The sequence below is a fragment of the Cytophagia bacterium CHB2 genome (genome assembly GCA_030263535.1).
Classification (GTDB): Bacteria; Zhuqueibacterota; Zhuqueibacteria; order Zhuqueibacterales; family Zhuqueibacteraceae; genus Coneutiohabitans.
Genome location: SZPB01000064.1, coordinates 1 through 25,829 on the forward strand (window position 1 = coordinate 1; position 25,829 = coordinate 25,829).

A 25,829-nucleotide genomic window follows, 5' to 3' on the forward strand; every position below is an offset into this window, starting at 1 on the left:
AATAGACGCGAATCATCGCGAATTAAAAAGCATTAGCGACCATTCGCGTTGATTAGCGGTTTAAAGAAAATGAGTAAGTTATTTAAATGGCAATCCTTAACAAGCCTGCTCATTGCCGGATGATCGTGTATTCAAACTGCCCGGTGATCTCAAGATAAGGCTCCGGAAAGTTTCCCGGGAGTTTGCGAAACGGCGCTGAAAGTTGTACAGCCCGAACGCTTGTCCGCATCAGCGATTCATGGCCATTGAATTTGATGACTTCAAGCGTTTGCAGCGAACCATCCGGATAAATGCGAAACCGCAATTGCGTCTTGCCGCTGATCAATCCCATGTGTGTGAATGCCGGCGGCGGATAAATGTTTTCCTGAATGCGGCGTTTGAGCCAGATCATGTATGGCGCAAAATCCCAATCATACGTATTGAGGGAAAAATCTCCCAATTCGGGTGAACGGGAGGCTTGGTTATTCCGCCCGGCTGAGGTTTGCGTTTCAGCTTGAGGATTGCTGCTGGTGAGCAGCTCGCGCCGAAAGCTGCTTGCGCCAAAATAAAACGGCTCCGGCTGCGCGTTTGCGCTCACGTCGTCGTCATTTTGCTGATTGGCCGGGCTGGGCGATTCTTGCTGCGGTGTGGGCTGATGCTGTTGCGCGGGAAGATCGTCGGCATCGGATAAGCCCTGCGCATAAGCCTCGCCGAGCGGCAAGTCTTCCGGCGCCTCGCGATTTTGCGCTACAGCATCTTTGTCTGAGGCATATTTAGGTTCAGGAGTTGTTTCATCGCGTCGCGCGGACTCCGGCGTTTCGACGACTTCACGGGGTTTGTCTTCGTCAAAGGTCAGCTCAATAACGGCAGGGCCCGCAGCAACTTTTTCCACTGCCAAAAAAATCCAGCCCAGCATCGCGGCCCAGCTTGTGAACAAAAAAGCGAGCAGATGAATAAGCAGGGAGACGGCCAGCGCCCAAAACAACGGTTTTTTCTTGAGGTTCTTCAAAAAGGATAGATACCGTAAATGTGCACACAACCGGTGGAAAAACGTTTTTTGAAATTATCGCACGGCCTTTTAGCGGAGATTGACGTTACGGCGCTTAATCAAATTTAAAAACTGGTGTTCGTCAGCTTTGATGGATTTCTGCTACAGAGTAAGACGCTGCAAATCCTGCGCAAGTTTGATCTCTCCGGAAAATTTTTCACGGCATTGGGCAACGATATCACCCGCCAAGCTCTCGGGGTAAAGATGCGAAAGTAAAACACGCTGGCATCGCGCACGCTGTGCAAAGTCGCCCACCTCGCCGGCCGTGAGATGATTCCACGTGCCGTGTTCATTGGGGAACGAACATTCCGTAATCAGCAGGCCGGCGTCCTGCGCCAGCGGCACAATTTCATCACAAGGCCCGGTATCCCCGGTATAAGCGAGTGTGCGCTGCGAGGCTTGCAAACGATAACCGTTAGCCGGCATGCCATGATTCATCGGCAACGCCTGCACCTGCCACGGCCCCGTTTTAAAAATTTCGGAATAAACCTCACGCACGATGATCGGCGGCGCGATTTCTGCGATCCAATTTCCGTACAAATCCGACAAGCCCTCAAAAAAGTTGCGAAAACCGGGCGGACCAAAAAGATGCAAGGGGCGTTCGGCGCGCTGCCGGCCCTCGCCGTGCAGCGCCCACAACAAGGGCGGCAAATCGGCAATGTGATCGAGATGAAGATGAGAGAATAAAACCGCGTCTACGGTGATTACCGGCAAACCCGCCTCCAGGCCGCGCCGAATCACGCCGTCGCCGCAATCCAACAACAAAAAGTAATCACGGCAGCGTACCGCATAACCGGCCATGCTGTGCTCTGCCAGCAACACGCGCGTACCCGAACCGAGCACAATTATGTCAATCTCAGAGCCTGCCGTTGCCATTTTCGCATTCCGCAATCATCAATCCGAAATCGGCTTGAGTTCGCCGTTGAGCCACTCCAAATAGTTCGCTGCGCCCGCGACGATTGGCAGTGCAATGATTTCGGGCACTTGATAAGAATGATGCGCTTGTACTATGGCAATCAACTCGTTCAGCAAGCGCGGCACGGTTTTGATTGCCAGCAACGTTTCGGTTTGTTCATCAATCCGGCCTTGCCACCAAAAGAACGAGCGTATTGTTGGAACGAGATTGACGCAAGCAGCCAGCCGCTTCTCGATGATTTGTTTGGCGAGTTTCGCGCCTTCGGTTTCATTTGAGGCGGTTACCAGCACCACAATATTTTCGTTCGAATTGTCCATTACCCTCTCCAGCACAAAATGCAGCCGCAATTTTTTCCAGACTTTTTTGAAAGAAAAGATTGACTATCGCCATCTTTTCCAGGAGGCCGGCAAAAAGTTTCTAGTAAAATGCCACATGGTGAAACATTCCACCGCAAATGCCATAAAGCCGAGATAGCCGTAAAGCGGCATCTCAAAGATTTTGGGCTTGTTGAAATAGGGTACGGTATAAACCCATTTGGTGCCGGCCCAATAATTCCAAAATTCCCACAGGAAGCCGCAGATAATTCCCGCAACAAACAGAGTCAACATGGTGCGCACCGAGCCGCGCTCGAGTTCGCCCAACAGTGAAGGCAACCCCGCGCGATAATTCATGGGATCGAGCAGGAAAATAAAGCCCACCCAAACGAAAACGAAAAGATATTGCGCGATCGCGTGCGGTACCAGGAAGGGTACGGTGCAACACAAAAATCCAAAAACAATAAATGTGTTCAACAACCAACCCGGAAAATTAAGAGGCTTTTTTAAGCGAGATTTAAACGACACATTTTTAAACAGCCCCAGCGCCTGCAACACCTCATTGGTCATCAAAATGCCGGGATAAACCGTGGCGAACGCCCAAATGAAGCCAATCATGCGCAGCGCAAAGTTTTGCGGAAGATTTACATAAGCCCAGTTGCGCAGATGAAGATTGTAGCCTTCGAACATGAACCAATAAACAACGGAAAAGAACGCCAGGGCGCAGAACTCACGCGTGTGCGCAAAGATGAACGATTCGCCGCGCCACTTGATCAGTAAGGCATCGAGCAGCAGAAGATAGCCCGTCCATTGCACCGGTGTGAACCACTCATAAACCGGATTGATTTTGGCGAGCATAAAACCTTCGCCGAGCAGCATAATCGCCAGGCCTAGAAAACCATGTGCGGGGAGAGAGGGGCGCCGCGATTGCGTCGCTTTCACACCGGCAAGCGCTTCGGGCATGGCGGCTCAATTCAGGAATTCGGGTGAACGGGAGAGGCGTTCGCGAAGAATACGGTTGAAACGGCGGCGATAAAGCAACTCGAATGTGCTTTCTTTTTCGGGAAAGAGGGAGAGCGCAAAACGCTTCGTCAGGCGAATCAACTGGCACGCCTGTACAATTGAAACGGAGGGGCTGGCTAATAAAAATGAGATGAGGTCGGCTACACGACCGAGCTTTTGCACTTTGAGATGCTCGTCGCGCAAGGCTTTTTCATCGGGATGGTGCTGATCGGATTCGTGCGCATTTATCATGGATTTTATCTCTCGTAAGTTTACCGCCGAAAAGTAAAGTTTGCTTGCATGAAAGGCAAGAGATTCTTTACTTGGAACATGCGCATGTTTCGCAAGGTTTAAGGCGTACAACTTTCCGCGCACAGTCTGCGTCTTTGAGTTCGAACCATATTAACGCTTCGGGAAGTCCCTCCGCTGCGTTTTGTTTTGAATTGAGCCTCCGGCACTATGCGACTCGATAAAATTCTTGTGTTGATCTGGGCCGTCATGATCACCCGGCCCTTTTCAGCTCATGCACAAAATTCGGTTACCCCTTTTCCTCCCCAAAATGCGCGCACCATTTCATCTCAAATTACAGCAGATTCAGTGGCGTTAGTGGATTCCATTCCCTCTGCCGTGCTAGAATTGCGGGGGGAAACGGAGGAGGCCAGGCAATTGTGGTTGCGCCGGCAGGCGCTCGTGGAACAGGCGCTTTTCAATGCCGAACACGGGATTTCCGATTCGATGCTGGTTTTCCGCTTTTCAAAAGCGACGCCATTCGTCGGTTTAAGGCCGGAAGAGTTGACGCAGGAGCAGCCCCGCCGCGATGCAATTGATGATGCTCTGCGCCGCGATCAGCTCGGTGTTCCGCCGTTGTTCGATCTTGGCGAAGCGCTGGGCAAAGGCTTGAAGTATTTGGCCGGCAAACTCGGTGTGGCTGGTAATGCGCCGAATCCGTGGGCAACAGTGCCTTCGGCAACGGAAGTGAATGTGATGAAAGTTTTATGGAAGGCGGGACAGGCGACGGCTGCGGCAATTTACGCGCACGTCGACAGTTTGGGCTTGACAGCGAAGGATCTCGATCTCATGCTGGAAAATATGGCGGCGCGCGGCTGGCTCGAACGCGAATTGATCTCGCCGCAGAACGAATTCACCGTCTTCGGTGTGTTGACATTCGAGATGAGCCAAAAGAATGCAAAAAACCGTGAATATCTCTACACGCCGGCGGTAACGAGGCGTGATATGCTCGCTTTTCTGGACGCCTCGGCCTATTCACGCCGCTTGCGCCGAGCGCCCGGCGATGATTTGATTACAACACACCTGCGCAGAATGATTGCGATTCTTGCCTCAGATGATATTCGCGGTAACAATTAATTACCGGTGAACCCCACCCGGCGATCACACGAAATTATTTCCCCGCCTTGCGACGCACACCTTCCGCCCGCAAACCGCCTGATACAATCGGCAACATTTGTCCGGAAGTCGAGAGCTTGACATTGCCGTTTTGACTCGTGACTTCGATGGTGACCGTGGCATCTTTAACGAGAAAACTGTCCGGCTCGGAGTTCGTCAGCGAAAATGAAAAAATTGTGAAGGCGCGTGATTGCGTATCTGGCAAAGTGTTGTTGGTATCACCGCCCAGTTTCCCCTCAGTGGCTGCCACAGAGATGTTTGTTCCGGCGACCAGGGGATTGTCATTTTGATCGCTTACTTTATATTGAAAAACCTGTGAACGCAGGGGCGGAAGGCTGAAGGTTGTCGGCGAAATTTCGACTTGTGTCACGCCCGAAAATAATACTACGGTCGAGGTTGTGATTTTTTCCTGCTTTTCGTTTACGGTTTGCGCCACAACACTCGCAAATCCCGCTTGGTTGAATGGAAAGGGCGCGCCGACAATGCCTTGCGGTCTGGGATTAGCGGAGAGCAACGTGACAGAAGCACGGCCAAGTTGATCGGTGACGGCCGACCCGCCGATGATGCCACCGGTGCTTTGAAATTGCACCGCAGTTCCCGGCGGAACCGGATTGGAATAGCGATCGCCAACAAACGCCGTTATCGTATTTTCTAAACCGAAAATATTGTACCCGGCAAAGTTTAGCCGGTTGGGAACAGCAGCAAAATGGCCTAAATCCGGCAAACCGCCGTGAATTGCGATGGGAACCGGCGCAGACGCAATTGACAAGCCGGTAATGCTTGCGATCACTTGCAAGGCGCCGGCAATCGTGCCGCTGTTAATCGTTGTGGAAACCCGGCCGAGGCTGTCACTCTCGGCTGAAGTCGGCGACAAGAACTCACCACCGCCCGGGCCGCCTTTGATCGTAAAGGTTACAGTGACTTTATTTTTGAGATCGATGGGCGCGCCACTGGCGTCTCTCACCTCGAAGGTCAAATCCGAGTTTTCATTGCCGCCTGTGCCTTTAACGAAAATATTGCTCGTTTCAACGGCAACGAGTATGACATTCGAGGCCGGGCCAGAACTGGTCGTCGTCTCTTGCGCGAGATGATGATCGGCAAGGGATATTTCCTTGTCATTCTGAATGACAACAGAAGGAATGGAAGTTGTTTGAAAGCCGGTCTTGGAGATGATCAAGGTCACCACATACGCGCTCGAGTCCGGCAATTCGAATGTGAACGAGAAGACGCCGTTGACGTCGGTTACGGCGCTTTGGTCCAACTCGCTGATTTCGACGCGCGCGCCCTCCACCGGAGTCGTGCTGCCTTGCATCAGGATCCTGCCTTTGATAACGGCAGGCGAAGGATCATTTTTGGTTGGAAGAGTACAATTGAGGACAATACCCCACACGCCAAGCAAAAGCGCAACGTTGAGACACATCCTGCGCCGGAGAGAGTCCTTCATCATGAAAAATTCCTTTCATTCCTTGTCATTCCTTTCAACCGTTTCAATTACGGGCAAACCTTTTGGCCTGCGGAATCTCCGGATGCGATCCGGGTACGAACTTTCCTTGACTATCATGCCAGAGGTTCTATATTACGACAATTTTGTTTGCCTCAACTCACAATCGACTTGTTAAGGATTGCAACGCCCTATGAGTAATGAACTGCAAGATAGCCACGAACCGTTTGTTCTCGAAATCGCATCCGAAGTCCATCTCCAATATGCCGAGCAAATCAGCCACATGCTGGAGGAAAGCGCCAAAGCGCGCGGCATCGGCATTGCCAAACGGCCGCCGGAATATCTTGCCCAAAAAATGCGGGAGGGCAAGGCCGTCATTGCCTTTCACACCAGCGGCAAGCTGATCGGGTTTAGCTATATTGAAACCTGGACGCATGGAAAATATGTTGCCAACTCGGGTTTGATCGTCGATCCCGAGTACCGCAACTCCGGTTTGGGTAAGCGCATCAAACATGCGATCTTCGAGCTTTCGCGCAAAAAATATCCCAATGCCAGAATCTTTTCCATCACCACCAGCCACGCCGTGATGAAGATGAACGCCGAGCTGGGGTTCAAACCGGTGCCGTTTTCCGAATTGACAACGGATGCTGAATTTTGGGACGGCTGCCAAACCTGCCGCAATTACGATATTCTCTCGCGCAACAATCGCAAACACTGCCTTTGCACCGGCCTGCTTTTCGATCCGCACGATGCGCGCGCCGCTTCCATTCGAAAACGGGAAAATCGCCTCGTTGTGTTGGCATTCAGCGGCGGATTGGATACTTGTTATTGCGCGAAATATTTGTCGCGCGAGCTGGATTTGGAAGTGCATTCCGTTGTGGTCAATACCGGCGGCTTCACCGCAACAGAGCTTGCCGAGATCGAAAAAATGGCCTATCGCCTGGGCGTGAAGAAACACGTGGTGTTGGATGAGACGGATAATTACTACCAAAAATGCATCAAATACCTTATCTTCGGCAACGTACTCAAGAACAATACCTATCCGCTGTCGGCCAGCGCAGAGCGCGTGTTTCAGGCGACGGCATTGGCGCAATATGCGCGAACAATAAAAGCCGGCAGCATTGCGCACGGCAGCACGGGATTGGACAACGATCAAGTCCGTTTTGATATCGCCTTCAGCATTTTGCTGCCGGAAGCGACGATCTTAGCGCCGATTCGCGACCAGCACGTTTCACGCAACGCTGAAATCGAGTATCTCAAAAAACACAGTATCGAGTTCGATTGGGCCAAAGCCCAATATTCGGTAAACAAGGGATTGTGGGGAACGACGATCGGCGGCCGGGAAACATTCACCTCTTCGGAGTGGCTGCCGGAAGAGGCCTACCCGACGCGCTTTAGCAATCCGGCGCCGCAAACCGTGGAGTTGCATTTCACGCGCGGCGAATTGATCGGGATCAACGAGCTTGCTTTTGAGAATCCCGTCCACGCCATCCAGCATCTCGAAAAAATTGCCGGGCCCTACGCCATCGGCCGTGATCTTCATGTCGATGACACGACTATTGGCATCAAGGATCGCATCGGCTTCGAAGCGGCGGCGCCGTTGGTTATCATCAAAGCGCATCATGCGCTCGAAAAACATGTTTTGACCAAATGGCAGCTTTATTGGAAAGATCAATTGGCGGAATGGTATGGCAACATGCTGCATGAAGGCCAGTTTCTCGATCCCGTCATGCGCAACATCGAAAGCTTTTTGTCCGATTCGCAAAAAAACGTCTCAGGCGCCGTCTCCGTGCATTTGGCGCCCTATCGCTTTCAAATTCTCGGCATCACCTCGCCGCATGATCTCTTGTCTCCGGAATTTTCCGTGTACAACGAAGCTTATCATTCCTGGACCGGCGAGGATGCGCGCGGCTTTGCCAAGATGCTGGCCAATCCTCACATGATTTATTACAAAGTCAATCGCGGCTATGAACAGAGTTAAAATCGGTATTGCCGGCGCCAGCGGCTACACCGGCGGCGAGTTGCTTCGCATTCTCATGCATCACCCGCAGGCCGACATTCGCGCGGCGCACAGTCGCAATCATGCCGGCAAACCCCTTGCGGAAATTCATAGCGATCTGCTCGGCGAGAGTGAACTCAAATTCGCCGGAGAAATCGCTGATGACATCGACGTTCTGTTTCTGTGCCTGGGGCACGGTGAAGCGGAAAAATATTTAAGCAATAACCGCCCGGCAGCGCGGGTTAAAATTATTGATTTCAGCCAGGATCATCGCCTGGCGCGTGAGCCGGATCATGGCTTTGTTTATGGCTTGCCCGAGCTGAATAAAACAATAATTGCGCGCGCCTCGCGTGTGGCCAATCCGGGGTGTTTTGCCACTGCCATTCAACTCGCGCTTTTGCCGCTGGCGCATGCCGGCCAGTTGCGCAGCGACGTACATGTCAGCGCCCTCACCGGTTCCACCGGCGCGGGGCAGGGACTTGCCGAAACCAGCCATTTCAGTTGGCGCAATAATAACGTGCAAGTTTATAAAGCCTTCGAGCATCAACATCTCGGCGAAATTTATCAAAGCTTGAAACAGTTGCAGCCGAGGGAAGAGATTCACCTCAATTTCATTCCCATGCGCGGCAATTTCTCACGCGGCATTCTCAGCGCGCTTTATTTGGATTCGGCGTTGCCGTTGGCAGAAGCTTATGAGATCTATTCAAATTATTACCGGTCGCATCCTTTTGTGCATCTCAGCCGGAAAAATCCCGACATCAAGCAAGTCGTGAACACCAATAACTGTGTTTTGTATCTCGAAAAACACGCCAATAAACTTCTCATCATTAGTGTTATTGATAATCTCGTGAAGGGCGCCTCGGGCCAGGCCGTGCAAAACATGAATTTGATGTTCGGGCTGGATGAGACTTCAGGATTGAGATTGAAGGCGATTGGTTATTGAAATGCGTGCCGTTGGAAATTGGAAATCTATTCAGTATGTTTCCCCAAAATGAACACCGGCCAGACATACAAAGGCGGAATGCCAGAATCCCTGGCCGCTAAACCTCAAGGGTTAATTCATGCAGCTTTTTGATGTTTATCCGCTTTATGAAATCGAGCCTGTAAAGGCGCGCGACGTTTATCTGTGGGACAGGAACGGCGTGCGCTATCTCGATTTTTACGGCGGGCATGCGGTGATTTCCATCGGGCACAGCCATCCTCATTATGTTCAAAAACTCACCGAACAACTCAATCGTATCGGTTTCTATTCCAATTCCGTGCAAATACCCTTGCAGCTTGAATTGGCGCAAAAACTGGGGAAGCTGTCGGGCTACGAGGATTATCAGTTATTCTTGTGCAACTCCGGCGCCGAGGCCAATGAAAATGCCTTGAAACTCGCATCTTTTCACAACGGCCACCGCGCGATTGTGGCTTTTACGCATTCGTTTCACGGCCGCACCTCCGCCGCCGTGGCGGCGACAGATAATGCCAAGATTCGCGCGCCGTTGAATCAGGATCATCACGTCATTTTCCTTCCTTTGAATGATGAGAAAGCTTTGCAAAGCGTTTTTGACCGCGATGATCTTTGCGCGGTGATTGTCGAAGGCATTCAAGGCATCGGCGGGATTCATGTTCCCACGGCGGAGTTCCTGCAAAAAATACAAGCTGGGTGCCAGCAGTCCGGCGCCGTGCTGATTCTCGATGAGATTCAATCCGGTTACGGCCGTTCCGGAAAATTTTTTGCGCACCAATTTTCCGGCATTCGCCCGGATTTGATAACGATTGCAAAAGGCATGGGCAACGGTTTTCCCGTTGCCGGCGTGTTGATTCACCCAAAATTCAAGGCTTCACACGGCCTGCTCGGAACGACGTTTGGCGGCAATCATCTGGCGTGCGCCGCCGCCGTCGCCGTTCTCGATGTTCTTGCTCAAGAAAATCTCATTGAAAACAGCCGCGCGCTCGGCGATTATTTGTTGCGTCAATTGCACTCGCTTTCCAATGGCATTCGTGAGGTGCGCGGCCGGGGATTGATGATCGGGATTGAATTGGAATCAGCCTGCGCGGAAACCCGGAAAAAGTTGTTAGTCGAACACAAAATTTTCACAGGCGCGGCGCACGATCCCAACACGATACGGCTGTTGCCGCCATTGACGTTGGCCAAAACCCAAGCGGATCAGTTTCTCGAAAGTTTTCGCACGGTCATAAAAAATGGTTGAAGGGCCGCTTCGGCGTTGGGGACGCCGGAGAAAACGGCGCCACAAACAAAAAGCTGTGAGTCAAAAGGAGACGCGCGATGATCCTTTTCGAGTATCTCGGCTGGATACTCATCATGTGCTATGCCTACTTTGTTATCCTGCGTTTGTATTGGCTGTATCAGCGTAATGACCGACATATTGTTTGGAAAAGAGCGGATGCGGGTATGCATTATGGCCTTGCCTTGCTCATTTTTTTAACGATGTCGGCGTTGTTTCTTTTAAAACACAATCCGGAGTACCTGTTGTTGCTGCTCGTTGGGGTCTACATTTTTTGCGCCATGCCGCTGCTTAAAATCAGTGAGCGTGGCATCATGATGAATGCGCTGTTGACGCAATGGGTGAATGTCGTTGAGATTCGATGCGCCCCGGGCAAAAATGCTTACCTGATCGTCACCAAGAATCGCTGGCGCCGGTTTCGCTTAAAAGTGCCGCCCGAGTTGGATGCCAAATGGCGAAAAATTGTGGCGTCGAAAGGATTGCGTATTTTAGAAAACCATGAAACCTCCTTGACGTTCGAATTGCCTGCGCTTGATTCCAATAAATTGAAAGTATCCTGAGATATGCGCTGAATGTGCTGCGGTTGTGAAGTTGTAATGTGAATCACGAACTTTTTCAGTCGAAAATTTAGTTGACATTACTAGGGGGGTTATCTATCTTTGTCGGTTTCGAAAAAAATATCTCGCCGCTGCTGGGTCAAGCGCGCGATCACGGAGGAGGATGGATCATGAAGAACATCGTAAATTCGGTGGCACCGACGCTGGCGCATTTTGTGACCAGCATTTTTTTTGTTCCTTCCGTCCGTTGTGGAGCGCAATAAAGCATGCCAGCCGCCTGGACGGAAAAATTGCCGCAGGGATTGCGGGATTATCATAAGGTCAGCCGCGCTCACTTCTTCGGGTTGATCATGGTGTTGGTGCTGCTCGTGATTTATGAATCGAGCAACGCCGTGATTTATCAAGGCCAGTCCCTCATCGTTCAAAACCGCGCCGAGGCCATGATCAAGCGCGCGCTTTGGTTTGCCGGGTTGCGCGAATTTTGGATGCCGTGGATCGTTTTTGCGCTTTTGCTGTTCTGGGCTTATTGGTATGCGCAAAAGCACAATCTGTTGCAGATCAAGCCGCCGTATTTTCCCTATGCGATTTTGGAAAGTTTGGCTTACGGCGTCTTGTTCAGCGGGTTGATGAATCTTGTCGCCAACAAAACCTTCACCATCAAATTCCTTTGGCTGAATCTCGGCGATAAAAGCGTTGCCTTGCCGGCACGCATGGCCTTGGCGCTGGGCGCGGGAATCTACGAAGAATTGCTGTTCCGGCTCGGTGTGTTCACGCTGACGCTCTGGTTTCTCCAACGCGTGCTCGCGGCCAAGCCCTTCATGCAGCAGGCACTCGCGTTGATTTTTTCGGCTGCGCTTTTTTCCGCGTTTCATTTTTTAGGGCGTGAGGCTTTTTCCGCGGTGGCGTTTGCGCAGCGATTTTACGCCGGCATTTTGCTCGGCATGATTTTTAGCTTTCGCGGCATCGGCATTGTCGCTTTCACACATGCATTTTATGATCTTTTTTGGGTTTTGCGCACGAATGTGAGCTAGGGGCGCCGGACGCCGCTCCAGCCGGACCATTTGAATTCAGCGATTGCATATAGATGAAAAAATTTTTGCTTGTCGTATTGATATTGACTGTTGTCGCCGCCGCTGCTTCCGCGTTTTATGTGTATGCGCTATTGTGGCAGCCGGTTGTGCCGCAGCCGGCGCCGCGACCCTATTTCATCGTGTCTCGCGGCATGCGTTTGCATCAGATTGCGGACAGCTTGCAGCAAGCCGGTATCATTCCGGACCGCAACAAATTTTTGCTGGCGGCAAAGCTGGTCGAGCGCAACCGGCCGCTAAAAGCCGGGAAGTACGCCCTCGCGCCGGGGCTTTCGTTGAAAGATCTGCTCAGCCTGTTGCGCTCGGGCAAGAGCATGGAAGAGCGGGTGACGCTGCCCGAAGGCAAAACTTCCGAAGATTATGCCGCGATTCTGCAACGTGAGCTGGGGCTGGATGCAAACGAGTTCTTGCAATTAGTCTCGGATTCTTCCTTCGCGCGCGAGCTTGGCATTGCCGCGCCGCGGCTGGAAGGCTATCTTTATCCGAACACCTACAACGTTTATTGGGGCGCAACGCCGCGCGAGATTGCCACCATGCTTGTGCGCGAATTTCAACGCCAGCTTGACGATTCGTTGCGCGCGCGCATTGCCGCCAGCGGCATGACCCTGCATGAAATCGTGACACTCGCTTCGATTATCGAGGGCGAGGCGGTGATTGACAGTGAGCGCACGGTGATTTCCGCGGTATATCACAATCGCTTACGCGCCGGCATTCTCTTGCAAGCCGATCCCACGATTCAATTCGTGGTGCCGGGGCCGCCGCGACGGCTGTTGTTCCGCGATTTGGAAATCGACTCGCCGTATAACACCTATCTGTATCCCGGGCTGCCGCCGGGGCCGGTGAACAATCCCGGCATCAAATCCATTCGTGCGGCGGTGCAGCCGGCGCGCGTAAACTATTTGTATTTCGTGGCGCGCGGCGACGGCTCACATGTTTTCAGCTATACCTTGCAGCAACATCTTAATGCCAAAGCTGATTTTGATCGCGTGCGCGCGCGGGTGCGCCGGGAAAGAATCAAAACCCAGCCGGGGCCGGAGAGGAGGGAAGATCCCTGAAAGATTCCAAACTAGCGCCGCTGCTCAAGCCTCTTAACGAGGAACAGCGCAACGCCGTGCAAACGGAGCTGGGTCCGGTGCTGGTGCTGGCGGGCGCCGGCAGCGGCAAAACGCGGGTGTTGACCCATCGCATCGCCTATTTAATCCAACAGAATTTGGTGCCCGCGGAAAATATTCTGGCGGTCACGTTTACCAACAAAGCCGCGCAGGAAATGCGTGAACGTGTGCAACGCTCGCTCGCCAACATTCCGGGCCAGCACACCAGCACCTCCAAGTTGTGGTTGGGCACGTTTCATTCGATTTGTGCGCGCATGTTGCGGTTGGATGCGGATCGTTTGGGCTTTTCGCGGCAATTCAGCATTTACGACACGGAAGATCAAATCGCGTTGCTACGCCGCATTCTCGAAAAGATGTCCGTGCCGCACGAACACTTGTCCGCCAACCAGGCGCGGCACCGCATTTCAAAAGCAAAAAATGGTTTTATTCACCCGGAAAATTATTTTGATTTTTACAGGCCCTCGCAGCAGGAGGAAGTTCTTGCGCGTGTGTATGAAGTCTATCAACAGCGCTTGCGCGAAAACAATGCGATGGACTTCGATGATTTGCTGCTCAAACCGCTGCTCCTGTTTCAACAATATCCCGAGATTTTGCAGAACTATCAGCGCCGCTTTCGCTACATACTCGTTGATGAATTTCAGGACACGAATCGCGCCCAGTATATTTGGTTGAAGGCGCTGGCCGGCGCTACGCGCCATCTCTTCGTCGTCGGCGACGATGATCAATCGATTTATCGCTGGCGCGGGGCCGAGGTGCGAAATATCCTCGATTTCGAAAACGACTTTCCCGAGTGCAAGATTTTTCGCCTCGAACAAAACTACCGTTCCACCGCCAATATTTTAGCCGCCGCCCATTCCGTAATCGTCAATAACAAGAATCGCATGTCCAAACAGCTCTGGACGCGGCGCGAAGAGGGCGAACGCGTGATCGTGCTGGCGGCCGCGAATGAATATCATGAAGCTGAAACGATACACGACAAGATTCGGGAGGAATTTGGCCGGCAAAGCGCTGAAGGCCGGAACTATGGCCGCAGCTTTCGCGATTTTGCCATTCTCTATCGCACGAATGCGCAATCGCGTTTGATTGAAGATGTGTTGCGCCGCAACGGCATTCCCTACATTATTATCGGCGGCCTGCGTTTTTATGAGCGCAAAGAAGTCAAAGACATTCTCGCATACCTGCGCGTCATCGCGAATCCGGCGGACGGGGTGAGTTTACGCCGCGTGATTAATTTCCCGTTGCGCGGCATCGGCGACGCGACGATCAATAAGCTGGAACAGTTTGCGCAAAGCCAGCAAATCACCACGTTTCAGGCGGTCGAACGGGCGGCGGAAATCGCCAGTATCTCCGCCGGGTTGCGCAACAAGATTCTTGAATTTCATCGTTTTCTCAACAAATACATGCAACTCAAAAACACGTTGTCGCTGCCGGAGTGGTGCAATGCGCTGGTGGACGATCTCAACCTCATTCAACAACTCAAGCAGGAAGATGAGCAGGAACGCATTGAAAACATTCGCGAATTGATGCTGGCCATCAGCGAGTTTGCCGCGCAAAATCCCGGCGCCACCATCGACAGTTTCCTCGAGCGCGTGGCGTTGATCACGGATATCGACAATTGGGATACCAAAGGCAACGCGGTGACACTCATGACGCTGCACAGCGCGAAAGGCCTGGAGTTTCCCATTGTCTTTATTGCCGGTTTGGAGGAAGGCTTGTTTCCCTTGCTGCGCGGCGAGGAAAACGCCCAGGAATCCGATCTCGAGGAAGAACGGCGCCTGTTTTACGTCGGGGTTACGCGCGCCCAAGAAAAGCTGTACCTCTCCTACAGCCAGACACGCTCGCGCTATGGCAACGGTACGCATCATTGTTACCCCTCGCGTTTTCTTGCCGAGTTGGATGAACGTCTGCTCAAGCAAGCGGTTGTACGCCGGCAGCGTTTTTATGATTATGAAGACGAACCGGAGCCGGATACCAGCATGCCGGTTTATGAAGATGAATCCCAGGAGGCAGGCGTGGTGCGCCCCGGACGCTGGGTCATGCACACCTCGTTTGGCCGCGGCCGCATTGTCTCGGTCGATGGCAGCGGCGACAGCATGAAAGTAACGGTACATTTTGAAGACGCCGGCCAAAAGAAAATTTTGGTGAAGTATGGCAATCTCAGGCTCATTTGAGCTTTACGAGATCCGGCATTCTAATTTTTAGGAGAGAGGAATTGAACGGCAACTCTGTCATTCGTTTTTTGCTCGGCGCCGTTTTTTGCGCCGCGCTATCTTACGCCCAAACGGCTCCCCCCAACCCCGCCGCCGCCGAGGACTTTCTCTACGCACAAAAACTTTTTCAGGAAGGTTATCACGAGCTGTGCGTGTCGCAGCTTGAGGCTTTGATGCAGCGTTATCCCGATGCGCCGGAGGTGGTGGAAAGCTGGCGCTTGCTGGGACAGGCAAACTTTGCGGTGCAACGCTATGCCGCTGCAGAAAAGGCGCTGCGCATGTTCGAAATGCGATATCCGCAGCATCCTGCGCTTGCAGAATCACAGCTTTTGCTCGCGGAAAGCCAGCAAGCGCAAGGCAAGTTGAGCGAGGCCGCACTCACGTATCAACGGCTGGCTTATTTTCATCCGGGCAGCGCGCAAGCGCCGATGGCGGCTTACAAAGCGTGCGAGTTATTATTGCAAGCCGGGGAGATCGAACAGGCGCGCAAGAACCTTTACGAGATGATGGACAAGCATGCGCAGAGCAGTTATCGCCTGGCGGCGCATTTGCTGTTGGTGGAAAGCTTTACGCAAGCAGGCGAGTATCAGCGCGGGTTGCAGGAGGCGGAACGCCTGTTTCGCCTGTTCCCTGAAAAAGATTTGAACGCGCAAGCATACTTCACACGCAGCCGGTTGCAGGAACAACTGGGGCAATTCCAGCTCGCGGAGGAAGGTTACCAGGAACAAATACAACGTTATCCCAAAGGCGAATGGTCGCGCTTGGCGAATGCGCGCCTGGCAGAGCTAGCCTTCGCGCGCGGTGAGGTAAATGCCGCTCTCGCTGCGCTGGCGCGTGTGGAAGCGGATTCGCCGGCGCGCACGGAAATGAATGACATGGCATTGCGCGCGGCAGAAATGAATATTCATATTGGCAAAACTCAGGAGGCCGGCGCGGCCCTGCAAAAGTTCGATGCCAGCGTCGCTGATAGCGCGAGTTTATTGTCATATTTCTACACGCTCGGCGCTTTGCGAGAACAAAGCGGTGAGGTGACGGCCGCTATCGAAGCCTATCGCCGCGCCTTGGGGCTGCCGGCCGGACTCGCAGCGCGCGAGAAAGATGCGTTGACCCAGCCTCGGCATTTGCGGCAACGTTGCTTCTGGCGCAGCGCGCAGCTTTATTTTGATGCCAAGAAACATGAAGCGGCTTTGTCTGTCTGCCGGCAGTATCGCCGGGAATATCCCGACGGTCAGTTTCGGGATGCCCTGTTGTTGCTCGAAGCCAATATTCAGCGGCAGGGCCTGCTCAATCCCGCGCACGCGCAGAAACTTTATTTTGAATTGCTGGAAGATTTTCCGCGCAGTGTTTATGTCGATGATGCGCAATTCGCGCTGGCCGAGAGTTTTACCGAGGCCGGTGAACGGCAAATGGCGCGCTTGCAATGGCAGCGGTTTGCGCAGTTTTACGGCGCCAGCGAATTGGCGCCGGCCGCGCAGAAACGTTTGCGTTTGATCACCGAATTTCAACCGAACGATGCGCCGGAATCCATGCGCCAGTTCATGGAAATGGTTTTGCGCGCAGGAACAAATGCCGCTGTGGATAACCTCGAACTCGCGCTCGCACGCTTGCATTATCAACGCCGCGATTTTCCTGCCGCAGCGCAGGCCAGCCGTGAAGCGTTGCAAGCTTCGCTTGAAAGCGGCGCGCAGCGTGAAGCAGTGTTCTTGCTCGGCGCAAGTTATTATCAGTTGTCTGAAAGCGATCGCTTGTACGATCGGCCCTCCGCGGCGCGCCAAGATAGCGCGCGAGCTTTGTTGCAACAATTGCTCAGCGAGGAAAGCAACGATCGTTTTGAGCAAGAGACGCAGATCATGCTGGCCCGGTTGGAAATCAACACAAATGCGTCTCGTTCCGCAGAGCTGTTGGGGCATGTTGATGCGGTTTTGAGCCGTGCGGAGAATCATGCGGAGTTGGATGACTTGCGCCTGTGGGCGGCGGTCACGCGCAAGCAGTTGGCCGCGCCGAACGATTCCCTCATGGCGCGGCAAATCACATTGGCGCTGCAAAAAGTCGCCGCGACGGAGGATTCACCTTATCGCAATCAAGCATTGTGGGAATTGGCGGATTGGCACTTGAAACAAGGGGCTGCCGCCGCGGCAACAAATTCCCTGGAACTCTTGCGCGCTTCAAAATTGCATGATGCCGCGCAGGCGCGCGGGCAATTGTTGTTGGCGAGGCGGTTGCAAAAAGACAAAGAGTATGATGCCGCGCTTGCCGAGCTTCAGGCGGTGCGCGACAAATTTTTTTACTGCGCCTATGCCGACTCGGCTCAAGCACAACTGTTGCAGGTGTTGATTGCCGCCGGCCGTTTGCAGGAAGCGTTGCAATTGATGGGCGATCCCCGCGAGCATGATTACGCCGGAACCGATGGCATCGATTTGCAGCGCGCCCGTCTCGAAGAGGCTGCCGGAGATTACGGCCCGGCGATCTTGACCTATTTGCGCTTTCTCGAAAACCACAGCGATGCTCCGCAAGCGCCCTCCGCATTAGTTGCGGCAGCGAAATTGAGCCGGCGCGTGGGCGCAGAGGCTTTGGCGGCCGGTTATTTTGAAGAATGTATTCGCCGCTTTCCCAACACCGAGCCAAGCGACGAAGCGCGCTTTCAGCTTGCTGAAATCAATTATGACAAGGGCGATTACAGCGAGGCGCTTGGGCTTTATGTCGCGTTCATGCAAGAACGTCCGGATTCACCTTTTTACAAAGACGCAATGAAGAAATCGGTTTTGTGTTGGTATAAAACCAAAAACGTTGTGCGCGCCGAGGCTGAAGCAAAAGTATTTCGCGAACGCTACAAAGATGATCGCGAGAGTCCGGCGGACTTTTATTATGCCGCCGGTGAACTGGCGATTCAGGAGAAAAATTTCCTCGTTGCCGAGGAAGCCTTTAAGAAATTGAGCCGTGAATATCGCGGCACAGAAGCCGGCATTCTGGGCGAATATGGCCTGGGCAAAGCACTGTTGATTCAAAACAAAACGCAGGATGCGCTGGAAACGTTGACCGCGATTCCCGGGCGTTATCCGAAGCACCCCTTTTTGCCCACCGTTTATCTCGGCCTGGGCGATTTCTATTTGGCCAATCAGCAATGGGATAATGCGATTGAAGCGTTCAAGCAAGTGGTCAAGGATTCGACCTTCGATAACAATTACAAACTCGGCACACGCTCATTGATTGATGTTTATGATCGCATGGGTTTGAAAGATCGCGCGTTGGCGCTGGCGCGGCATTATGTCAGCCGTTTTCCCGATGACGCCAAAGTTTTTGATTTGCACATGAAAATCGCGCTGCTGCTCAATGATTTGCAGCAGTATGATGATGCCATTTCGCTGTTGCGCAGCCTGAAGCCCTTTGCGGATGCCGCCGCTGAGCCGGAGGTGCAGTATTACATCGGCAAATCCCACATGAACGCCGGCCGTTTTGAGCCGGCCATCGCCGAGTTGTTGCGGGTAAAATTTTTTTCGAAACCCACGAAGCTGCCGTGGGATGTGATTGCGATGTATGATGCCGCGATTTGCTACACGCGCCTGAATCGTTGCGCAAAAGCCAAACAGCTCTTCCAGCGCATTGTGCGCGAGCAAGGCGCTGCCAGCGAGTTCGGCCGCTTCGCGAATGTCAAAATCAACGAACTGGGTGCATGCCCGGAAGCGAATTGAGCGGCGCGGAAGGTTCCGGCGCAAACAAGTTGATGACGAGTCGCCATTCGGAACGTAGATTTCACAACAGAAACCCGGCTGGTATCGGAATAAAGTTCACTCACCTGCGTATTATTCATAACGGTTAAATTGCCGCATATGTCTGTACCCTCGGAAAACGGACGTTCGAGTTATCTTGCGCCTTCGCCGGAAGATGGCGACGCCATTGCCGCGACGCTGGCAGGCGACCGCCGTGCGTATGAGACGCTCGTGATCAAGTATCAGCGTCCGCTCTATGCGGCGTTACGGCGAATCGTGCGCCGGCACGAGGATGCCGATGATTTGCTGCAAGAGTGTTTCGTGCGTGCCTTCCGGCATTTGCGCGATTTCGACCGCGAGCGGCCGTTCTATCCCTGGCTGCATCGCATTGCGGTGAATCTGGCCATTACATTTTTGCGACGGCAAGCCTGGCAGCAACCAACGAGTGAACTGGACATTTTTCCAACGATGGAAGATGATCCGAACCAGATCGCGGAGTCGTCGGAATTCTTTCTCGCGCTGGAACAGGCGATACACAAGTTGCCGGTGGAGCAGCGTACGGTGTTGCTGCTGCGCACGCGCGAAGGCATGAGTTATCAAGAGATGAGCCAACAGCTCGGCATTGAGATCGGCACCGTGATGTCGCGTTTGGCGCGCGCGCGTGAAAAGCTGCGTTCGCTGTTGCGCCCGTTCTTAGATACCAAAACACGCAAAAACAAAACACGGGCCTCGTGACGCCGCAGATGGTGTGAAAATTTCATTCCGGGCTTTTTGAAGAACATTTTTTGCCGAAACACAGAGAATTTTCTCTCACAAACGTATGCTTAATAGAAACCCCAACTCAATCAATTGTGCGACAGCGTCCGATTGGCTGCATCTATTGTTGGATGAAGAGTTGTCGGAGTCCCGGCATAAGCTGCTTGCCGCGCATTTGGAATCATGCGAAAAGTGCCGCGCGGCATGGCATGAATTGAAACTCATCGAACGCGCGCACGCACGACTCGATCTGCGCTTGACGGAGCCGCCGCCGGATTATTTCGCGCAATTACCCAAACGAGTTCTCGCGCGCCTTGACTCGGAAAAGACGGCGGCGCCGGCGATTTTGAAAATGCCGGACAAAAGGCCGCGTGTCCTCTGGCTGCAAAAATTTACAACCGGTAAAGGCAAATACGCCCTGGCCCTGGCCGCTGCTGCCGCCCTAGTTTTTTTCTGGACGCTCGGGAAAAAGGATTCCTCTTCGCTGGCAACTTCGGAACAACGGGAACCCGCGATTCTGGCGAGCGACACCATCGCTTTTGCGGCTGCTGAGCCTTCGGCAGTTAGTGATTTGAAACGCATCTCTCCAAAAGACTCCGCACGAAGATTGGAAAGAGAAGCGCCGCTGGTCGCTGGGTCGCCGGGTGCTGCACCTGATGAGGAAAGACTCGCGGCCGCCGCAAAAACACAAGAAAGAAGTTTCGACGCCTCGCTGCCGGAAACGCTTGAATCTGACCAGCAAAACCGTCGATCGGGAAAAAAACATGAGGGAGAATTTGCCGAAACCGCGTTGCGGCCCGGCCGGGCCGCATTGCCGGCGGAATCTCTGGCGCAATCGCCATTGGCAAAAACCGGTGAACTGGCGCAAAACGTGGAACCGCAAGCTTCAAAGGAGTTGCTGAATTTGCAGCGCGGCGTCAGTCATTCTCTGGCGTTGGAAGCGCGGCAATTCCCCCAAGGCCAGAGTGAAAGTGGAAGTTCACCCTTTTCGCAAGCGTTGCAGCAAGCGCAGGCAGCGCCGAACGCAGAGTCGCGGCAGAAGATTTGGCGGGATTTTTTAGAAACGAATCCGGATACCGCTTATTATTATCTTGCCATCGGCAATCTTGCGCGCAGCCTTTCGGCTACGGCAGATAGCGGCAGTAATCGCGCGCACCTCAACCAAACCTTGCAGTTTTATCAGCAAATGGAAGCCATTCTCGCGCCGCAACTGGGCGTTGAAACTGTGCGCTCGGAGCGTGCACGACTCGAAGGGCTTCTGCGTTGGAAAATGCAAACGGAAGGGCGGTGATCTGAGTTGTTACAAGAATTTCTTGTTCTACGAAGAATGGCTTCTGTTTTGATTAGGAGCTTTAATCGTTAGGCGAGGTTTTTGAAGCTGTTCTGCAAGCGGGAATTGGGGTTTGTTTCGACTGAATCCGGATGCTCTGAGAGCCCCTCCTGACAATAAATTTTTCCGCAGTTCGGCATTTTTGCCATTATTTCAGATTGGTTAAATCGGGCGCGGATTGTTCGATCATACTCTCATTCACCTCGAGGGCTCGAACAGGGAGAGACGACAATGGGGAACTATCAACTACTTACCTTCATTCTGGCAGCGATCATCATCGGCGTAGCATTCGTGCTCGGCGTAGAAGCATTTCGGGATACTCCGTTTAATCAGCAGGAACAGGAAATTCGTGGAATGCTGCTGGATGCTGCGATGCGCGCGCAGGCCTATTATCGCCGGCCTGTGCAAATGGCCGGGGGAGGCCGTTCTTTTGCCACGGTAAGCTGGGCAAAACTCAATCTCAACCCCAACACCCCGATCGCAACTCTTACCATGTCCCATCGGCAACAAAAAAGCGTTTGCCTCACGGGCGTGAGCCTCACCGATCCCGCCGTAATTATTGGCTATAGAGTTTATGCCGATTCGCTGGTGGTGCTGCACTGAAGTGTCTGACCGCTTCTGCGGCTCCCCCATGCAAAAGTCACAATTAAAAAACCTGAAGACAATGCTTACACCCGCCAAAGCTCTGCCTGAAAATCTTCGGCGTCACTAAGGATTGTCGATTAAATAACTTGCCCAAATCTCAAACCGCGAATGCACGCCAATAAACGCGAATTTTAAAATTAGCGAATATTCGCGTTTATTAGCGGTTCCCCAAATGAGTAAGTTATTTAATTGACTCATCTCTTGTCAGTTAACGTGTTCGCCCGCTTCGTAGGATAGTAAAATTCAATTTCCAAGCGCCGGTTCAGCTTGCGGCCCAGCGGTGATTCATTATCTCCCAAAATAACCATGCTGCCGCTGAGATAGGCTATGCCCATGGGGCGGGCTTCTCCGCGGCCAACGGCGCCATCGAGACGTTCGATAATTTTGTTGTACGATTGTGGATAATGCTCCTTGATGCGCGTCAAAAACGTTTGTTGAAATGCCTGGGCGCGTTGTTGCGAGAGCCGCATGTTTATCTCCTGCGAACCAATGGCGCAGGCATGCCCGGAGAAACGCATGCGCACATCAGGATCGTTCAACATCTGATCGAGGTAGGGAATCAGCTCGTCCCAATAAAAATCATACAACGGCGCTGTGGCATTAAAGCGCAACGGCCAGGCCACACGCTGTGCCCGCACCGACGTTTCAACGCTGAGATAGGCCTCGGCGGGGGGCGTGTAAAACGTGCGCCCCAGCGAATCGTTCATCAGCAACGTGTAGGCCAAATTTTCCCCCACCAGCTTTTCCACGTCATCAATGTTTGTCTCGCCGCGCTGCCAGAGAATTTCTTGCGTGAATCCTTGCCGCGACAAGATTTCAAGCTCAAATTGCTGATGCCTGCCGCCGGCCGTGGTTTGCAGCAAACCGGATTGCAACGGCACCGCTCTGGCGATAGAACTCACGAAAACAACAGGCAGCAACTGCTGCTCAACATCATGGTAGGGCACGAGCTGGAAGGCAATCACTTCGCCCGCTTTGTCGGTGGACATCCTGACGTAGCGCCGCTCTTCCATGACCCAGCGCGCGTCGTCGGCATTCGCCGGCGTGCGGCGCGGCGGCAAAACTTCTCCCGGCAGTATGACGATTTGATCGGCATTTACGCCAAAGGCGAATAGCGAATCGCGTACAGCAGCAGCGCGGGCCTCGGCAAGCGCAACCAGGTGTTCGCCGCTGTTTGGATCGGCAAAGCCTTTGAGATAAATTTTAAGTTGGCGATGGGTTCGCAGACGTTGCGCCACCGTGACCAGCGGAGGCTCAAACAGGTCTTTGTGTAGATAAGCCGGCTTGACCTCGCTGCTGTTGGCATCGAAACAGATCTCCGGAACAAGCGGCATTTCATACGTAATTTGCGATTCCGAGATCAAAATGGCGGTATCGCTTGTGGCGAACGCGCCCTTTGGTATCGTATAAAATTCAGCCTCCCGGCGCGTGCGCCGAATGTCATCCGAAAGTTCGCCCGCGATCATGTGCAATCCCGTTTGGGAGGTGTGCCAGGGAATGGCCAAGGTATCGGCTGCGCCGCTGATCAGCATGGCCAGCGTGGTATCGGCCAGGAGTTTTCTCCCGGCATGCGCCGAAGTATTTGTTTCAGGTAAGGCCGCGAGGGACAATGAATCATAAATTGCCAAGCGAACATTGCGTGCTGCGCCCTTTCCGGCATTGGCAAACGTTATCCGCAAAATGCCTTGGTAATCGCTTTGCGTAATCCATTGATCGTAGTCGAAGGTAATTGAGGTGATTTCAAGCTGCGGCGCGGGCATCGTGAAGCGCCAGATATTCCGGCCTGCCGGTCCGGCGGCGCGCACATGTTGATCGGAATCATAAGACAAGACCGTCCAGAAATAATCTCCCCCCTCCAGAGTGTTGAGCTGAAAATGCTCACGCGTGAGATTTTCTTTGATCACGAAAGACGTGTTAGCCAGGGCTTGAAAAAAATCGTCGCGGCTGCGCTGCGCCAGCGCCAGCGTTTCCGCCAACTTCAAACTATCACGCTCGACCAGTAGCAAATATTTTGCGTCATCATACATATCGGGGTCTCGTGTCGCTTCCCACTCCAACGCGACGCTATCGGAGCCGATGATCGAACCCGGCGCCGGGCTGCGCAAATCGAATCCCTCCGGCCCAACGGGATAATGCGTCACGCTGCCGCGATACGGCCGTGAGAATAAATCGGTTTGTTCCATGGCAGCGAGATCGAGGCGCAGCGTGTTGTTGCGCCCGGGCAGCACGCTGCCAATCGGCGAGGCGCCATCGTCCAGGCGCAAGCTCAGACCCATCGCCACATGGCTTAACAAATCATCGTGAAAATCATAGCCGCCGCGCAGCGACAGCATCTGGCCCCATGAAATCTCCGTGCCGAAACTGAGCGCGCCGCCGCGTTCGGTATGGACGCGACGATAATCCGCTGCCAGTTGTATCTGCAAACCCTGATGATGCCCGGCATTGAACGCCATGCCGGCGCGCCAGGTGCGCGGCAACGGCGTGCCCGAGGTTTGAAACGTGAGATCGTTGCCGAGATTCGTCACGCCCACGCCCGCCGAAATGATGCCGTAATTCAAGAAATGCCCGCTCGATTTCAACAAGCGAAAACGCGCCGAGCGATACAGCAACCCGGCATCGGCCATCCAGGCATCGGCGTCGTATTGCGCGAGCTTGCTGCGGAAATATTTGAGATTGGCTCCGAGCGCAAACATTTTTCCGGCAATGGTAAACGGCTGCGCAAACCCGGCCGTCGCCAGCACATCATTCGCTGAAACCTGCGCCACTGCGCCATCCGAGCTGTCGAAATCCGGCATGCCTTGATAACCCAGTCCGAAGCTCAAATGCGAGCGCTGGCTCCAGGGCGTGCGCAAATGCGTGCCGTAAATCAGCGAAGCGTGATAAGCCTCGGCAATCGTTTTTGAATACGTTGCTGCCCATTGCCATTCCCGGCTGAAACCGGCTGCCCCCGGATTGGCGTAGAGTGCGTGCAATTCATCGATCACGCCCGCGCCAATCCCCGCGAGTCCCTGTTGCCGCGCGCCCGGCACGAGCTTGAGAAAATTGGAACCGGTGAGCGTTTGTGCTTGTGCGTGTGTCTCCGGCGGCGACAGTAACGCTGCGCTCAATACGCCGAGAGCCAGCGCGCGCAAATGCCGGCGCATGCGTGCTGACCGAAAAAAATTTTGGTGAAATGGTTTCATCGGACGACGATCACTTTTTTCCAATCGTTAAAATCTTGCGAGTGCAATGTGACGACGTAAACTCCGCTTCCCACTCTGCGGCCGTCTTGCGTGAAGCCGTTCCAGAAATGCGTGTTCCAGCCCGCGCTGAACGGCGCCTGGATGATCTCCGTCACCTTTTGCCCGTTGAGATCCAGCAAGTCCAGGCGCGCCACGCGATTCGAACTGAGTCTGAATTTGATTGCCAGCGGGCCTTGGCGTTCCGCCTCGTAAACGTTGCGGTCGAGCACCAGGGCATTGCCGGCGCGCACCGTCACGCTGGCGCGCGTGCTGGCCGGCCGGCCGAAAAGATCAACCGTGCGCAACTCGAATTCGATGCGTTCCTGCTGCGCTTGCGTGAGCAGCTTTGTTTCAGAGAAAGCTGGATGCACATCGTACCAGATTTGCGGGGTCAACGGTGTGCCGGCAATAAAGCCATCCGCAAAACTCGAATCAATCGCCCCGGTGACAAAATAAACCCACAAATCCCATTTCTGAATAGCCTGTTCAACCTGCACACGAATAAAGACGCTGTCCCCCACTTGCACCATCGGCGGTGTCGCAGTGATTTGCGGCGGCAAAATTGGCGAAGGCGGTTGCGAGATCACCCGCAGCGTATCAGTGTCGAAATTATTTGCGAGAGTTGTGTCATTATCGGCCGTGAAACTCGCAAAACTGATAAGCTCTGTCAGAGTTGGCGGCACATTCGCGGCAAGCTGAACATTGACCGTGATCGAATCCTGGCTGCCGGCAGCAATTGCCGCGATTTGCCAAATCAACGAATCCCCGCTGATGCTTGAAACTCGTGAAGAGGATAAAAATCTCACCGAATCCGGCAGGATTTGCGCGACGCGAACGTTTTGGGCAGAATTCAAACCAACGTTGTT

Annotated in this window: 19 protein-coding genes; 12 read left to right on the forward strand and 7 right to left on the reverse strand. The window is 53.5% G+C overall.

From position 1 onward, the window contains the following. Positions 1 to 109: 109 nt before the first annotated feature. From FBQ85_08745 to FBQ85_08765, 5 genes are all read right to left on the reverse strand, one after another. Positions 110 to 988: a hypothetical protein gene (locus FBQ85_08745; protein MDL1875238.1), complete on the reverse strand. Its 879-nt coding sequence runs from the start codon at positions 986 to 988 to the stop codon at positions 110 to 112. Positions 989 to 1,129: 141 nt separating this feature from the next. Beyond that, a complete protein-coding gene (locus tag FBQ85_08750; protein MDL1875239.1) occupies positions 1,130 to 1,903 on the reverse strand; it encodes a ribonuclease Z in 774 nt (257 codons plus the stop codon). Positions 1,904 to 1,921: 18 nt separating this feature from the next. Then, on the reverse strand, positions 1,922 to 2,260 hold the full coding sequence (locus FBQ85_08755; protein ID MDL1875240.1) for a divalent-cation tolerance protein CutA: 339 nt from the start codon (positions 2,258 to 2,260) through the stop codon (positions 1,922 to 1,924). A 63-nt stretch (positions 2,261 to 2,323) separates the two neighbouring features. Next, positions 2,324 to 3,220: a hypothetical protein gene (locus FBQ85_08760; protein ID MDL1875241.1), complete on the reverse strand. Its 897-nt coding sequence runs from the start codon at positions 3,218 to 3,220 to the stop codon at positions 2,324 to 2,326. Positions 3,221 to 3,226: 6 nt separating this feature from the next. Next, entirely contained in the window at positions 3,227 to 3,511 is a 285-nt protein-coding gene (locus tag FBQ85_08765) for a hypothetical protein (GenBank protein MDL1875242.1), read from the reverse strand. A 207-nt stretch (positions 3,512 to 3,718) separates the two neighbouring features. Here FBQ85_08765 and FBQ85_08770 point away from each other — a divergent pair, with 207 nt between their 5' ends. Then, complete coding sequence (locus FBQ85_08770; GenBank protein MDL1875243.1) at positions 3,719 to 4,624, forward strand: BlaI/MecI/CopY family transcriptional regulator; 906 nt, start codon at positions 3,719 to 3,721, stop codon at positions 4,622 to 4,624. 34 nt (positions 4,625 to 4,658) lie between these two features. On the opposite strand, the gene FBQ85_08775 is transcribed toward FBQ85_08770, so the two are convergent. Next, positions 4,659 to 6,110, reverse strand: coding sequence for a hypothetical protein (locus tag FBQ85_08775; protein ID MDL1875244.1), 1,452 nt, complete (start codon positions 6,108 to 6,110; stop codon positions 4,659 to 4,661). 187 nt (positions 6,111 to 6,297) lie between these two features. Between FBQ85_08775 and FBQ85_08780 the strand changes: the two genes are divergently transcribed. The 11 genes from FBQ85_08780 (at position 6,298) to FBQ85_08830 (ending at position 21,700) form a co-directional block, all read left to right on the forward strand. Further along, positions 6,298 to 8,085: a GNAT family N-acetyltransferase gene (locus FBQ85_08780; protein MDL1875245.1), complete on the forward strand. Its 1,788-nt coding sequence runs from the start codon at positions 6,298 to 6,300 to the stop codon at positions 8,083 to 8,085. Then, positions 8,072 to 9,046 (forward strand): N-acetyl-gamma-glutamyl-phosphate reductase, encoded by a 975-nt coding sequence (locus tag FBQ85_08785; GenBank protein MDL1875246.1) that lies wholly within the window; start codon positions 8,072 to 8,074, stop codon positions 9,044 to 9,046. Before FBQ85_08780 ends, FBQ85_08785 begins: the two co-directional genes overlap by 14 nt. Positions 9,047 to 9,164: 118 nt before the next feature. Beyond that, complete coding sequence (locus FBQ85_08790) at positions 9,165 to 10,301, forward strand: aspartate aminotransferase family protein (GenBank protein ID MDL1875247.1); 1,137 nt, start codon at positions 9,165 to 9,167, stop codon at positions 10,299 to 10,301. A 77-nt stretch (positions 10,302 to 10,378) separates the two neighbouring features. Beyond that, positions 10,379 to 10,897: a hypothetical protein gene (locus FBQ85_08795; GenBank protein MDL1875248.1), complete on the forward strand. Its 519-nt coding sequence runs from the start codon at positions 10,379 to 10,381 to the stop codon at positions 10,895 to 10,897. Positions 10,898 to 11,160: 263 nt separating this feature from the next. Next, the gene (locus FBQ85_08800; protein MDL1875249.1) at positions 11,161 to 11,925 is read left to right on the forward strand and encodes a CPBP family intramembrane metalloprotease; all 765 of its coding nucleotides are present in this window, start codon (positions 11,161 to 11,163) and stop codon (positions 11,923 to 11,925) included. A 53-nt stretch (positions 11,926 to 11,978) separates the two neighbouring features. Next, positions 11,979 to 13,037 (forward strand): endolytic transglycosylase MltG, encoded by a 1,059-nt coding sequence (gene mltG / locus FBQ85_08805; GenBank protein MDL1875250.1) that lies wholly within the window; start codon positions 11,979 to 11,981, stop codon positions 13,035 to 13,037. 56 nt (positions 13,038 to 13,093) lie between these two features. Then, positions 13,094 to 15,265, forward strand: a complete 2,172-nt coding sequence (locus FBQ85_08810) for a DNA helicase (GenBank protein MDL1875251.1) — start codon at positions 13,094 to 13,096, stop codon at positions 15,263 to 15,265. 41 nt (positions 15,266 to 15,306) lie between these two features. Continuing rightward, entirely contained in the window at positions 15,307 to 18,993 is a 3,687-nt protein-coding gene (locus FBQ85_08815) for a tetratricopeptide repeat protein (protein ID MDL1875252.1), read from the forward strand. Positions 18,994 to 19,131: 138 nt separating this feature from the next. Further along, on the forward strand, positions 19,132 to 19,746 hold the full coding sequence (locus FBQ85_08820) for a sigma-70 family RNA polymerase sigma factor (protein MDL1875253.1): 615 nt from the start codon (positions 19,132 to 19,134) through the stop codon (positions 19,744 to 19,746). A gap of 85 nt (positions 19,747 to 19,831) precedes the next feature. Next, positions 19,832 to 21,058 (forward strand): zf-HC2 domain-containing protein, encoded by a 1,227-nt coding sequence (locus tag FBQ85_08825; GenBank protein MDL1875254.1) that lies wholly within the window; start codon positions 19,832 to 19,834, stop codon positions 21,056 to 21,058. A 270-nt stretch (positions 21,059 to 21,328) separates the two neighbouring features. Further along, positions 21,329 to 21,700 carry a hypothetical protein gene (locus tag FBQ85_08830; protein ID MDL1875255.1) on the forward strand — a complete coding sequence of 124 codons (372 nt, stop codon included), beginning with the start codon at positions 21,329 to 21,331 and terminating at the stop codon, positions 21,698 to 21,700. A 236-nt stretch (positions 21,701 to 21,936) separates the two neighbouring features. Here the strand turns inward: FBQ85_08830 and FBQ85_08835 are convergent, their stop codons facing one another. Continuing rightward, positions 21,937 to 24,924: an OmpA family protein gene (locus FBQ85_08835; GenBank protein MDL1875256.1), complete on the reverse strand. Its 2,988-nt coding sequence runs from the start codon at positions 24,922 to 24,924 to the stop codon at positions 21,937 to 21,939. Positions 24,925 to 25,829: the final 905 nt, after the last annotated feature.

Excerpts from the sequence above, each read along its gene's own strand:
- FBQ85_08750 (MDL1875239.1), bottom strand. The coding sequence starts at position 1,903 with ATGGCAACGGCAGGCTCTGAGATTGACATAATTGTGCTCGGTTCGGGT.
- FBQ85_08755 (MDL1875240.1), bottom strand. The coding sequence starts at position 2,260 with ATGGACAATTCGAACGAAAATATTGTGGTGCTGGTAACCGCCTCAAAT.
- FBQ85_08760 (MDL1875241.1), bottom strand. The coding sequence starts at position 3,220 with ATGCCCGAAGCGCTTGCCGGTGTGAAAGCGACGCAATCGCGGCGCCCC.
- FBQ85_08765 (MDL1875242.1), bottom strand. The coding sequence starts at position 3,511 with ATGATAAATGCGCACGAATCCGATCAGCACCATCCCGATGAAAAAGCC.
- FBQ85_08770 (MDL1875243.1), top strand. The coding sequence starts at position 3,719 with ATGCGACTCGATAAAATTCTTGTGTTGATCTGGGCCGTCATGATCACC.
- FBQ85_08775 (MDL1875244.1), bottom strand. The coding sequence starts at position 6,110 with ATGATGAAGGACTCTCTCCGGCGCAGGATGTGTCTCAACGTTGCGCTT.
- FBQ85_08780 (MDL1875245.1), top strand. The coding sequence starts at position 6,298 with ATGAGTAATGAACTGCAAGATAGCCACGAACCGTTTGTTCTCGAAATC.
- FBQ85_08785 (MDL1875246.1), top strand. The coding sequence starts at position 8,072 with ATGAACAGAGTTAAAATCGGTATTGCCGGCGCCAGCGGCTACACCGGC.
- FBQ85_08790 (MDL1875247.1), top strand. The coding sequence starts at position 9,165 with ATGCAGCTTTTTGATGTTTATCCGCTTTATGAAATCGAGCCTGTAAAG.
- FBQ85_08795 (MDL1875248.1), top strand. The coding sequence starts at position 10,379 with ATGATCCTTTTCGAGTATCTCGGCTGGATACTCATCATGTGCTATGCC.
- FBQ85_08800 (MDL1875249.1), top strand. The coding sequence starts at position 11,161 with ATGCCAGCCGCCTGGACGGAAAAATTGCCGCAGGGATTGCGGGATTAT.
- mltG (MDL1875250.1), top strand. The coding sequence starts at position 11,979 with ATGAAAAAATTTTTGCTTGTCGTATTGATATTGACTGTTGTCGCCGCC.
- FBQ85_08820 (MDL1875253.1), top strand. The coding sequence starts at position 19,132 with ATGTCTGTACCCTCGGAAAACGGACGTTCGAGTTATCTTGCGCCTTCG.
- FBQ85_08825 (MDL1875254.1), top strand. The coding sequence starts at position 19,832 with ATGCTTAATAGAAACCCCAACTCAATCAATTGTGCGACAGCGTCCGAT.
- FBQ85_08830 (MDL1875255.1), top strand. The coding sequence starts at position 21,329 with ATGGGGAACTATCAACTACTTACCTTCATTCTGGCAGCGATCATCATC.
- FBQ85_08835 (MDL1875256.1), bottom strand. The coding sequence starts at position 24,924 with ATGAAACCATTTCACCAAAATTTTTTTCGGTCAGCACGCATGCGCCGG.